Source organism: Nanhaiella sioensis, from assembly GCF_046557775.1.
Lineage (GTDB): Bacteria > Bacillota > Bacilli > Bacillales > SM2101 > Nanhaiella > Nanhaiella sioensis.
This window is the reverse complement of the sequence record NZ_JBKAEG010000001.1, coordinates 3,269,823-3,282,270: the sequence shown is the minus strand read 5'-3', so window position 1 is coordinate 3,282,270 and position 12,448 is coordinate 3,269,823. Positions and strand designations below refer to the sequence as shown.

Here is a 12,448-nt window from a genome sequence, read left to right as displayed (position 1 = left end):
GGTAAGAAGTGACAAGGTTCTCTAATCAACTTACAAATATATCCATTTGTTACAGGCAATTATGGTATACTAGCTTGAAAATGCTTAAACGCTTCAATGACTTGATTATATTTATCCTTTGATTCAACAGGAATACCTCGTTTTAATAACTCATGTTGGTGACTTTCAAGTTTACCTATATCAATTTGATAAAAAGATTGAATGACTCGACTCCCACCTGCTGGTTTTCCTTCAAAAATCATCAATACACCATTATCATTAATACCGAAGTAACCATTTGCCTTCAATAAAGGCGAAATATCTTCAATATGGCGCATAAAAACAATTTGCTCGTCATTTTGTTCAACTAGTTGCCAGTCAGCATATAGCGCCCAAAAGTCTTCCATTGACCAAATCGTTTCATTTACAATTTCTTCACTTACTTCACCATCTAAATAGATTCTTTCAAGAATGACCTTTTTATATAACGGACCTGAAACTTCGTAAACGTCCGAATCAGCATTTCTTTTGTCATTCGTAGAATGTAATCTCATATCATTTCCTGTAGCTATAACTGAAGCTAGCAAACTAAAAATTGAAAAAATCATACTTGATATCAAAATTTTACTAAACAGTCTCATTATCATCACCTCTAAAATCAAGTGCTACAATATTATTCTGACCATTTAATAACATTTTTAATCTACATTGAAAATATGCCGCATAGCATCCAAAACAAAAGGGTCAGAAACCCAATACATATACATAGTATATGTATTGGGAGTTCAGACCCTCTTGTACTTTTTTATCTCATACGTGTGTTTATTGAACCTTCAAACAAATCGTTAATTGATTTATTAATTGTTTCTCGAGGTCCACCGTTTCGGATATCGTTATCTATTTGACGAATTAATGAAAGTGTTCCCGTATCTGTTACAACCTTCACATTTTTTCCATTAGCAAGTGTACCGATTGATCGCTGGACATCATTAATAACTTCTCTTTGATTTCCTGTAGTATCACAGGCAACAATAACATCATTTCCACGAACTAACGTACGTGCTGCCCTTACATTTGGGACAGTTTCTGCTTTTCGTGAAATATCTTCAGCAAGTCTTCCTTCATAATTGGTGTAATATGATGACCTTGCCGGTGTTGTTAAGTTATTTAAGTGTCCATGGTAATTATACCCTGATTGATCTGCAAGTGGCTCGCGGTTAACTGTTGCTGGAAAACGCATTGGAGCATTGTTATAATTTGTACTTTTTTTATAAGCAATATTCCTTTTGTTATTTGTAACGTTTCTATCCATAAATTCTGTTATCGCACCATCATTATCATTCATCATATAAGCATTACCAGTATTTTGGTTATACCGATTATGGTTTATATTTTCATTTGAATAATATCCAATTGGCCTTGTCCGTTCGTTATATTCAAGTGCTTCTTCTTTAGCAGTTGTATTACAAGCTGCTAGCACTCCAACAAGTAATAGCGATCCTGATATCGAAAATACAGATTTCCGCAACGTTTATCCCCCCATACCATTCTGTGCGTCATCATGTGTGAACATCATCTAAAAAAGATTGATGTTCATCATTATGTTGGCATTTAAGCATGAAGGTTATACTAAAACTCCGACGGTAACTGCTTACAGTTTTGGAGAGGCAGCCGCAAGCTCTCATTTTTAATAAGAGCGATGAATTTGACGATCAATTTCAGAAATTGCTTCGCATTATATATATTTATCGGTTATCTCATTTTCATCAGTTTACCAATAAGCCTGCATTTGGTGCATAGCAACTCGCGCATTTCACACTAAATAGTTGTAATTATTTACTACTGCATATCACGTAGTCATTCGAAGACGAGCACGGGTATTGAGCTCATTAGTTGTACTAAAAAGTAACAACTTTGCATATACAGTGTCATAGTCTTTAACTGCAAGTTGCTACGATCAATAAATGTAATAACAAATATATGGTTTACGGTAAGTAACAGTCAATCGTATGCTAACTAAAAAAAGAAGGCTTTATGCCCCCTCATTGATAAATGTACAATTTGTTGTTTTCATCATTTATCCGCATAATTATGCTCCCTCATACAAAACAAAAAGCATAGGTTCCGATGCTTTTCTCAAATGTTCAAGACTTTTGAATTACATCATAAGCCAAGCCAACAACAAGGTTAAATATTACTCATCTTGCTGTTGGCTTATAATTGACACCAAAGAAAGTAAGTATGACGTTTGCTTTAATTGTCTTCATTATCGTAATGTGGCATTGGATAAACAGGTTGATACGGTGGAGCTGATGGATAATAATACTGATATGGTGCCACCCTATGGTGTGATTGATGATTATTATATGCCTGTGGTTGCATCATTGGGTTAACACCATAAGGTTGTTGATTAGCGTATGGCATTACCCCTGCTTGCTCTGGAATGGTAGGCGCATTTTCATAAGACATCACACTTTCCTTATTATCTATTTCTTCATCTGGGCTTAGCGCTTCAGGAGATACTCCCTCCGGTGCAGGTTGCATTGAATAAGGTTCATAGCCAAATCCGTACCCTGGCTGAATAGGTGTAATCGGTACACAATATGGTGCAGGTTGCATCATATATGGTGCTTGTGGTGCGTTTGCTGGTGAGACCCCCATTGGAGGTTTCTCAACACTAGGCATTACATTTGATATAGGTGCGATATTTTGGTTTTGCTTCATTACCATTTCTTCTTCCATAGGCATAACATTAGCTTTCATTGTTTCTTCTTCCATTTCTGGCATCATCATCGGGCTTACTGCTTGTGGATAAAAGTTAGGAGGTGGTGTTGGCTGATATCCGTATGCTGGAGCGACATATTGTGGTGTAGGTGGGTAATATTGTGGCATTGGTGGCATCTTTGGCATTTCTATTTTCTCCTCCATCACATCTTCAGCTTCTACCTCTTCCGGTTTCATCATACCAGGTAAAACATTACTAGGCTTTTCTGGATATTCAGGTGCAGGTGCAACTGCAGGTTGTTGATTTACAATCGGCATATTCATTGTATAATAGTTATTCACATCTATTTCAGGATAGTAGGGTGTATGCTTTTGCTTCATTGGAGGAACATATGGTACTTTGTTTTCTTCCGCCATTAATGCTTTGTTCTGAGTTTTTTCTACCGGTTTAACTTCTTCCTTTTTCTCTTCTGCCATGACAGGCAAAGGTTTTTGTGGCTGATTAATAATTGGCTCTTCCACTTCAGCTTCGACATTCGATACTACGTTTACTTTTGCTTCTTTTTTTACATTATTGTTAATAGCCGCTTCTTTTTTTACATGAACATTCCCAGTAGGTACTTTAATTTTCATCCCAGGCAAAATCATATCCGGGTTACTTAATTGTGTATTCATATTTTTTAATTCTGTAAAATCAACTCCATATTTTTGAGCAATTTTCCATAATGTATCACCTTTTTGGACAATGTGGATTTTCACTATTAGGCTCCCTCCTCACAAATCAGTCTTTACAGTGTATGTGAACTTAGGCATTTTGCCACTATTCTTCACCAAAACATATGCTGTATGAACTTAAATTATGTATAACAGCTACAAAAAAACTCCTGAGAACATACCAGGAGTCTTCTTATTAATTCATATTTAATAAAGGCTGTTTGCGCATTGAATATAAGCCTCCATTCAAAGAAATAATTCTACATACAATGCTAAAGTCATTGACATGTTTTCCTAATTAACAAAGGAAATTAATAACAATATCTATATTAACTATTTCTTGAGTTGCGACATAGTTTATATAGCGTGATTTAACTTATATCATGCCCTTGCAAGCATTCTTTCTAACGCCTTCAATGAATCTTCTGCAACTTGTTCTGGGACAATAATTTGATTATGAACATTGCCCTTTTCAAGCTCTTCTAATGCCCAAAGTAGATGCGGTAAATCGATACGATTCATAGTTAAACAAGGACACATTGCCGGATTTAACGATATAATTTCTTTATCAGGATGATCGTTAATTATGCGATTAACTAAGTTCATCTCTGTGCCGATTGCCCACTTACTTCCAGCTTCCGCTTTAGAAATTGTTTCTATAATATATTTAGTTGAGCCTGCATCATCTGATAATTCAACGACTTCACGACTACATTCAGGGTGAACAATAATATTCATATCAGGTTTAGTGGCGCGTATTTCTTTAATATTCTCAACAGTGAAATTTTCATGGACAGAACAATGCCCTTTCCATAAAATCACCTTTACATCTTCTAAGTCACCTTCGTATTCGAAGCTATCAGAGATTGGATTCCAAACAGCCATTTGTTCTAAAGGAATTCCTAAATCGTAGGCAGTATTTCTTCCTAAGTGCTGGTCAGGCAAAAATAAAATTCTTTCTTTTTGTGTAAATGCCCATTCAAGCATTTTTTTCGCATTTGAAGATGTGACCGTAGCACCACCGTTTCTTCCAACAAATGCCTTAATTTCAGCTGTTGAATTGACATATGTTAAAGGTAAAATTGTATCCCCAAATTCGGCTTTCATCTTGCTAAAACCGCGCTCAGTTTGTTCAAGGTTTGCCATATCTGCCATCGAGCATCCTGCGCGCATATCTGGCAAGATTACTTTTTGATTGTGGTCGGTCAATATATCTGCTGTTTCAGCCATAAAATGCACTCCACAAAACACAATATATTCAGCTTCTTTATTTGCAGCTGAAACTTGTGCTAGTTGGAGTGAATCACCTGTCGTGTCTGCGAATTGAATAACTTCATCTTTCTGATAATGGTGGCCTGGAATATACAACTTATTACCGAAATTCTCCTTTATTTCCGACACACGTCTGACCATTTCTTCTGTTGATAATTCTCGATATCGCTCAGGCAATCCTTGATGTTTTTCACTTTGAATTAAATCTAGTACGTTCAATTTCAGTTCTCCCCTTCCTGTTATTTAACTCTCATGCTAATATCTAAAGCCTTGACAGAATGTGTAAGCATTCCTAAGGATATATAATCTACACCAGTATCTCTGTATAACGGTAAGCTTTCAAGATTGATTCCTCCTGATGCTTCTGTAATTATACTTGTGGGCACTAAAGAAACATATTTTTTAATTGCTTCCGGCGTACAATTATCAAACATAATAACATCAGCCTTTGCTTGCACTGCTTCTATTACTTGTTCTTCAGTCTCCGTTTCCACCTCAATTTTTACCATATGACCTACTTGCTGTCTAACGGCTGTTACAGCCTTTGTAATTGATCCACAAAAGGCTATATGATTATCTTTAATCATTACACCATCATAAAGACCTATGCGATGATTATATCCACCTCCACAAGAAACAGCATATTTTTCAAACATACGTAATCCTGGTGTCGTTTTTCTTGTATCGCATATCCTCGTATGATCACTGTTTAATTGCTTAACTACTTCATTAGTGAGTGTTGCAATGCCGCTCATCCGTTGTATTAAGTTTAATATCACACGCTCACCAATGAGAATATTTTGTATCGAGCCTTCAATGGTTGCAATAACATCACCAGCAGCTACTATATCACCATCGGTCTTATGTGTCTCTACAGTAATATTGGAATCAAGTATTTGATAGCCCTCTTTAATAATGTCTTCTCCGCAAAAAAGTCCATCACCTTTAGCTATCATTTTTGCTATGCCTTGTTGATGAGTAGGAAAGATTGTTTCAGATGTTACATCTCTCTCACCAATGTCTTCTAAAAAAAATTGCTCAATGTCTTTCCGTAACTTAATTTTGTTCATACTGTCATCTCCTGTTACTTACTGCATAAGTAGATGCTTCATATTTATGTCTAATTATTTCTTCTCCTAACCATCCTAGATCATCTTCACTCGGATAATCAGTACGATAATGTCCTCCTCGACTTTCTGTTCTTAACAGTGCTGATGATGAAATTAACCAACCTACCGTCACCATATTAATGATGGTAACTTGTTCATTAGTCAATTGAGATAAATCAACATATTTTTTATCATTCATTAGATATTGTTCAAACCATGTTTTTGCATCAAACAAGCTGTTTTCATCTCGAACAATACCTACATTTTGCATCATCACAGCTTGTATTTGTTGCTTAGTAGGAAGATCCGTTGAATACTGTCCAATTTGGTCTCGTTTTTTTAGATGGTTAATATTTTTAAAATTTAAGTTTGATTGTAAAATATAGTCCGATAAGAGCTGTGAAAATACAATTCCTTCTAACAATGAATTACTTGCTAATCGATTAGCACCATGTACTCCTGTACAAGCTGTTTCACCTACAGCATATAAGCCTTTAATAGACGTTTTACCTTGATGGTCTGTCCTTATGCCCCCCATAAGGAAATGAGCTCCTGGTACGACTGGAATAAATTTATCGTTAAGATCTATTTGCTGTTCTTGACAGAGTTTGGTTATTGTTGGAAATCTCTTATTAAAATTATCAATTGTGGATATATCTAAAAATATTTCTTCACCTTTATTCATTTCCGAGTAGATGACTCGTGAAACAACATCGCGAGGTGCAAGATCGCCTAACTCATGTACACCTTCCATTATTTTTCTGCCTTCTTTTGTGACCAATTTAGCCCCTTCACCACGTACAGCTTCAGATACTAGACCACCTACAATCCCATCCGCATATAACATCGTTGGATGAAACTGAATAAATTCTAAATCAACGAGCTGTGCACCTGCACGAAATGCCATCGCTAAGCCGTCGCCAGTAACAGAATCATTATTCGAAGTTCTACTGTACATCCCACCGCAGCCACCTGTTGCTAGCACCGTGTGTACAGCATAATATTTCGTTGTTTGTCCTTTGCTATCTCTAGTGATAACTCCAGTGCACACATCATTGGTCACGAGTAAATCTATAGCCATCTCATCCTCAATGATAGTAACTTTATCTTTAATCCGATTGTGTAAATAGGTCATCAGTCGTCTTCCTGTAGCATCTCCCCCAGCGTGAAGGATTCGCGATGCTCGATGAGCCCCTTCTTTACCAAGTTGCAGATGATTACTAGCGCTTCTATCAAACTGCATACCATTTTCAATCAATTGTTGTATATAAAAAGGTCCTTGTTGAACAAGAAGCTTAACAGAATGCTCATTATTATGATTACGTCCGGCTATAACTGTATCATAATAATGTGCCATCCAATGATCATTTTCATCAACTACACAAGCAACCCCGCCTTGTGCTAAAGATGAATTATTATCATGTTTCGTGGACTTTGTGATAACTATCACATTTTTATGCTTACATAAACGTTCTGCAGCAACTAATGCCGATATGCCACTACCAATAATAATTACATCTACTTTAGGCATATTTCCGCCCCCTAGATTACAACTGTCTTGACACCTATATTGACATATATTTAAACTAAAGACAAGAGATATTTACTTTTTTTCATAAAGAGGTGCAAATGATGATTTATCTAGACTATGCTGCTACAACACCTATATGTAGTGAAGCAATGCAGGTTTATGAGCATACATCTACAAACATTTTTGGAAATGCTAATAGTTTACATGATTATGGTAGTAGGTCAAATGAAGTCTTAGAGGCTTGTAGAGCTGAATTAGGAAAATTGTTTAATGGTAAGAAGAATGGTATTTTTTTTACTAGTGGAGGTACAGAGAGTAACTTTCTTGCCATCAAATCACTTATAGAAGCTCATCACCATAAAGGCAATCATCTTATTACTACTGAAGTTGAGCATTCATCTGTATTAAACGTATTCCGACAATTGGAGTTAGAAGGGTTTAACGTAACATACTTAACAGTTAATCAACACGGTCAAATAGATTTAGAACAATTGAAAAGTGAAATAACATCAAATACAATTTTAGCCTCTATTCAACATGCTAATTCAGAAATTGGAACGGTTCAACCCTTAGCAAAAATAGGGGCACTACTAAAAGAACATCATGTTCTTTTTCATAGTGACTGCATTCAAACATTTGGAAAGATTCCAATTGATGTACAGAAATTTAACCTTGATAGTATTTCTATCTCAAGTCACAAAATATATGGACCAAAAGGTGTTGGGGCAGTATATATTCACCCTGGAGTAGAATGGAGAGCACAATATCCTCATTCAACTCACGAGAATGGCTTTAGGCCTGGCACTATAAACGTACCAGGAATTGCTTCATTTGTTGCTGCTGCACAAATATCCTGTCGTAATATAGATAATGATATCGATCATTTTGCTACATTAAGACAAAGCCTGATTTCTGAATTACATGGACTTAACAGAACTGTCGAAGTTATTGGTCATCCTCAAGATCAGCTACAGCATATCGTTGCTATCATTATTGAAGGTATTGAAGGTCAATATACTATGCTTGAATGTAACCGTTTCGGCATCGCTATATCTACTGGAAGTGCATGTAAAGTTGGTATGCAAGAGCCTTCAAAAACTATGCTTGCCATAGGAAAATCCAAAGAGGAAGCCAAACAATACGTACGGTTATCTTTCGGTAAATACACAACAATTTCTGATATTAATAAATTCATCTCAGTTTTAGACAAACTTGATCAACAGTTTCAAAAAAACAGTTAATAAGGAGGTATAGAATGGGTAACGAACAGAAAATATTTGGTGAAGCGAGAAGGAATCTTATATTAAAGTGGCTAAAAGAAAGTCATGGTCCAGTTACTGGAGGAGAACTCTCAAGGCGGACAAAAGTAAGTAGGCAAGTCATTGTACAAGATATTTCTTTATTAAAAGCACGACATGAACCAATTTTGGCAACTAGTCAAGGATATTTATATGTACAGCAACAACAAAAACAACTATATTCCAGAATTGTTGTTTGTCGTCACACCCCTGAACAAACAGAAAGAGAACTAACGTTACTTGTTGATCTTGGAGTTACAGTAAAAGATGTGACAATTGAACACCCGGTATATGGTGATTTAACTGCATCTGTCATGGTTAGTAATCGTAATGAGGTCAAACAATTTCTCAAAAAATTAACTACGACGAATGCTCCATTGCTCTCTGAACTAACTGATGGTATTCATATGCATACATTAGAGGCCAATGAAATAACTAAACTTGACGCAGCCTGTGAAGCGTTAAAAAAAGCTGAATTCTTAGCCTAGTAACAAAGAAAAGCGGAAGTGCCTCGGTCATCACCGACAAGCACTGGAAGCAAAAAAATGTAAAGGTGTCTTTTGCCTTTACTTTTTTGCTGAAGTGACCTCGAGGGGATAGGCGCTATAGCTAGACAGTTTGAATAGCGGAAGGTGCTTGCTCATTGGCGACAGCTAGAAGCAAAAAAATGTAAAGGTGTCTTTTGCCTTTACTTTTTTGCTGAAGTGACCTCGAGGGGATAGGCGCTATAGCTAGACAGTTTGAAAAGCGGAAGGTGCTTGCTCATCGGCGACAGCTAGAAGCAAAAAAATGTAAAGGCGTTCTCTGCCTTTACATTTTTTAGTGAAGTGACCGAGCCGAAAACGTCTGAAGCTAGACAGCTTCAAATGTGGAAAGTGCTTAAGTCTATGATAAGCTGGGACATGGTAGATTATGGCGCCATTTTTTCACTTCGATTGGTGTTTTTATACTCACACATACTTACATTTTTATAGCATATTTTTCACATCTTGTAACCATTTGAAAAACTATGTCTAAAGAATAATGCATCTTAACTGCTTAAATATGAAAGTATGGATAGCTTCCTAATATGTTTACAGAGCAACCTAGAGCTTCCAGTTCAGCAATTGCACCTGGTATTAGCACATCATCCATTTCTTTTTCTATATCAATAAGAAAAAAATAATTGCCTAGACCGGTCTTCATTGGTCTAGATTCTATTTTTGATAAGTTCAATTTCCTCCATGCAAAAGCTGAGAGGACTTGGTGTAGTGCACCAGATTGATCATCTAATGGCAGAGAGATCATTAAGGTGGTTTTATAACCTGAAACTTTTTTACTAGTATGAAGTTGTTTATTACCTTTATGCAACACGACAAACCTTGTGTGATTATTTTGGTAATCATGAATGTTTTCACGGACGATCGATAATCCATATTCCAATGCAGCTAATTCATTAGCAATCGCAGCTACCTTTTCACCTTTGTGCTCCCTAACATACTTTGCAGCTGCACTAGTAGAAGTAGTGTAGTCATGTGTAACACCTTTTAAATGCTTATGCAAGAATTTATGGCACTGTGCAATAGCGTGAGAGTGTGAAAATACTCGTTCAACAGCTTGCCATTCTTTTTGATGATCTGGATGTACCATTAAATGCTGCTTTATGGGAGCTACTATTTCACCTACTATTGGAACAGTTTGTTCATGAATTAGATAATCAACGGTTAAATTGACAGATCCCTCTAATGCATTTTCTAGAGGTACTACACTTAATTCTACGTCACCATGACTTACTGCGTCGATACACTCTGGTATCGTGTGGAACGGTATTCTTTCTACAGGTGAAAAAAGCTTAGAAACTGCTAGGTCTGTAAATGACGCTTTTGGTCCTAAATAGCCAATTGACAGTACCACAAGTATCCCCTCTCCTATTATATATATAAATTTATATTAAGTAGTCTTTAATGTGTTGTACATATGAAATACGTGTCTATAAGCCCAACTGGTTTTATGCACCTGAACTCAATACTTCAACATTCAAAACAAACTCTAAACGGTTTAGCTTCGAAAGTAATGTATTAATTTCTTCAGTCATTCCAGCTGTATCGAGGGATAAAGTAACATTTGCTTTTCCATGAACAGGTATTGTTTGGTGGATCGTTAATATGTTACATTTTGCTGCCGAAACAAGCTTCAGCAATTGAGATAAAGTACCAGATCTATCCTCTAGATGAAAGAACAGAGTTATAATTTTCTCCTTTACAATTGTATTAAAGGGGAAAACAGCATCACGATATTTATAAAACACACTTCGGCTAACATCAACCTTTTGAACAGCATCTGCAACAGATTTTGCCTTTTTTCGTTCAATTAGTTCTTTCGCCTCGAGTACTTTTTTCATTGACTCTGGCAGTGCATCTTCTCGAACTAAATAAAACTTATCTCCCACTTTGCCCCAAGCCCCCCTCAATTTATATTTTTCTAAAGTCCTCAAAGGTTTCAAAGCGGTTAGATTTATAAATTGATCATATAATTTATTTAGATTTAATCTATAAATTCAAACTCGAATTCAAGTATCTTAACAAGGTCTCCATCCTTTGCTCCCTGTTGGCGTAGTGCATCGTCAATCCCCATACCTCGTAGCTGACGAGAAAAACGTCGTACAGATTCATCTCTAGAGAAATCAGTCATTTTAAATAATTTTTCTACATTATTACCATATACTACAAACGAACCATCACTTTCACGCGATATTTGGAAGTTAGGTGTTTCTTTAATATGTTTATACAGAACGCTTTGACTTTCTTCTTGATCATCACTTTCATCATATAAAAGAAACTCTGGTGTTTTTTCAACCAAATCAGCAATTTCAAACAATAGGTCACGCAAGCCTTGTCTTGTTACTGCAGATACAGGAAAAATTTTCACATCGTCACTCATAAGCTTGTCTTTAAACTGCTGTAAGTTTTCTTCTGCATCAGGCATATCCATTTTATTTGCAACGATGATTTGTGGTCGTTCTGTTAAACGTAAGTTATATTCACGTAATTCTTCATTAATGACCTGATAATCATCAAATGGATCTCGGCCTTCCATACCAGACATATCTATAACATGAACAATTACTTTTGTTCTTTCAATGTGACGTAAAAATTGATGACCTAGTCCAACACCTTGATGTGCACCTTCAATAAGCCCTGGTAAATCTGCCATCACAAAGCTACGACTATCTTCAGTCTCTACCACACCTAAATTTGGAACAATCGTTGTGAAATGGTATTCAGCTATTTTTGGCTTCGCTGCAGAAACTGTTGAAAGCAATGTTGACTTACCAACGCTTGGAAAACCTACTAATCCTACATCAGCTAGTACTTTCAACTCCATCGTAACATAGCGTTCTTGACCTGGTTCACCATTTTCAGCAATTTCTGGTGCAGGATTGGCAGGTGTTGCAAAACGTATATTCCCTCTTCCGCCACGTCCACCTTTCGCAATGACAGCGCTTTGCTCATGGATTGTTAAATCAGCTAATACCTCTTTGGTATCATCGTCGAGTACAACAGTTCCTGGAGGCACTTTAACAACTAGTGAATCAGCGTTTTTACCGTGCATACTCTTTGACATTCCGTGTTCTCCACGGGATGCTTTAAAATGTCTTTTGTAGCGGAAATCCATCAAAGTTCTTAGACCCTCATCTACCTGAAATATTACGTCAGCACCTTTGCCTCCATCACCACCTGCAGGACCGCCTTTTGGTACATATTTTTCACGTCGAAAGGCGACCATTCCATTTCCACCATCGCCACCTTTAACATATATTTTGACTTGATCGACAAACATAT

The 12,448-nt window shown here is 36.5% G+C and carries 11 protein-coding genes; 2 read left to right on the top strand and 9 right to left on the bottom strand.

Annotated elements, in window-relative coordinates; genetic code table 11:
- Positions 1–59: 59 nt before the first annotated feature.
- From V1503_RS15170 to nadB, 6 genes are all read right to left on the bottom strand, one after another.
- Positions 60–620, bottom strand: coding sequence for an intercompartmental signaling factor BofC (locus V1503_RS15170; RefSeq protein ID WP_320256765.1), 561 nt, complete (start codon positions 618–620; stop codon positions 60–62).
- A gap of 164 nt (positions 621–784) precedes the next feature.
- Positions 785–1,507, bottom strand: a complete 723-nt coding sequence (locus V1503_RS15165) for a YhcN/YlaJ family sporulation lipoprotein (protein WP_320256764.1) — start codon at positions 1,505–1,507, stop codon at positions 785–787.
- 725 nt (positions 1,508–2,232) lie between these two features.
- A complete protein-coding gene (gene safA / locus V1503_RS15160; protein WP_410627980.1) occupies positions 2,233–3,462 on the bottom strand; it encodes a SafA/ExsA family spore coat assembly protein in 1,230 nt (409 codons plus the stop codon).
- A 336-nt stretch (positions 3,463–3,798) separates the two neighbouring features.
- Entirely contained in the window at positions 3,799–4,908 is a 1,110-nt protein-coding gene (gene nadA, locus V1503_RS15155) for a quinolinate synthase NadA (RefSeq protein WP_214481447.1), read from the bottom strand.
- Positions 4,909–4,928: 20 nt separating this feature from the next.
- Positions 4,929–5,759 carry a carboxylating nicotinate-nucleotide diphosphorylase gene (gene nadC, locus V1503_RS15150; protein ID WP_320256762.1) on the bottom strand — a complete coding sequence of 277 codons (831 nt, stop codon included), beginning with the start codon at positions 5,757–5,759 and terminating at the stop codon, positions 4,929–4,931.
- A gap of 4 nt (positions 5,760–5,763) precedes the next feature.
- Complete coding sequence (gene nadB / locus V1503_RS15145) at positions 5,764–7,329, bottom strand: L-aspartate oxidase (RefSeq protein WP_410627977.1); 1,566 nt, start codon at positions 7,327–7,329, stop codon at positions 5,764–5,766.
- 101 nt (positions 7,330–7,430) lie between these two features.
- Between nadB and V1503_RS15140 the strand changes: the two genes are divergently transcribed.
- A complete protein-coding gene (locus tag V1503_RS15140; RefSeq protein WP_410629446.1) occupies positions 7,431–8,570 on the top strand; it encodes an IscS subfamily cysteine desulfurase in 1,140 nt (379 codons plus the stop codon).
- Positions 8,571–8,584: 14 nt separating this feature from the next.
- Positions 8,585–9,115 carry a transcription repressor NadR gene (locus V1503_RS15135; RefSeq protein WP_410627975.1) on the top strand — a complete coding sequence of 177 codons (531 nt, stop codon included), beginning with the start codon at positions 8,585–8,587 and terminating at the stop codon, positions 9,113–9,115.
- A 550-nt stretch (positions 9,116–9,665) separates the two neighbouring features.
- On the opposite strand, the gene pheA is transcribed toward V1503_RS15135, so the two are convergent.
- The 3 genes from pheA to obgE form a co-directional block, all read right to left on the bottom strand.
- Positions 9,666–10,514, bottom strand: coding sequence for a prephenate dehydratase (gene pheA, locus V1503_RS15130; protein WP_214481685.1), 849 nt, complete (start codon positions 10,512–10,514; stop codon positions 9,666–9,668).
- Between the two features lie 100 nt (positions 10,515–10,614).
- A complete protein-coding gene (locus V1503_RS15125) occupies positions 10,615–11,055 on the bottom strand; it encodes an ACT domain-containing protein (protein ID WP_320207762.1) in 441 nt (146 codons plus the stop codon).
- A 95-nt stretch (positions 11,056–11,150) separates the two neighbouring features.
- Positions 11,151–12,446 (bottom strand): GTPase ObgE, encoded by a 1,296-nt coding sequence (gene obgE, locus V1503_RS15120; protein ID WP_214481686.1) that lies wholly within the window; start codon positions 12,444–12,446, stop codon positions 11,151–11,153.
- Positions 12,447–12,448: the final 2 nt, after the last annotated feature.

Coding starts and splice junctions, on each gene's coding strand:
- V1503_RS15170 (WP_320256765.1), bottom strand. CDS start 620: ATGAGACTGTTTAGTAAAATTTTGATATCAAGTATGATTTTTTCAATT.
- nadC (WP_320256762.1), bottom strand. CDS start 5,759: ATGAACAAAATTAAGTTACGGAAAGACATTGAGCAATTTTTTTTAGAA.
- nadB (WP_410627977.1), bottom strand. CDS start 7,329: ATGCCTAAAGTAGATGTAATTATTATTGGTAGTGGCATATCGGCATTA.
- V1503_RS15140 (WP_410629446.1), top strand. CDS start 7,431: ATGATTTATCTAGACTATGCTGCTACAACACCTATATGTAGTGAAGCA.
- V1503_RS15135 (WP_410627975.1), top strand. CDS start 8,585: ATGGGTAACGAACAGAAAATATTTGGTGAAGCGAGAAGGAATCTTATA.
- obgE (WP_214481686.1), bottom strand. CDS start 12,446: ATGTTTGTCGATCAAGTCAAAATATATGTTAAAGGTGGCGATGGTGGA.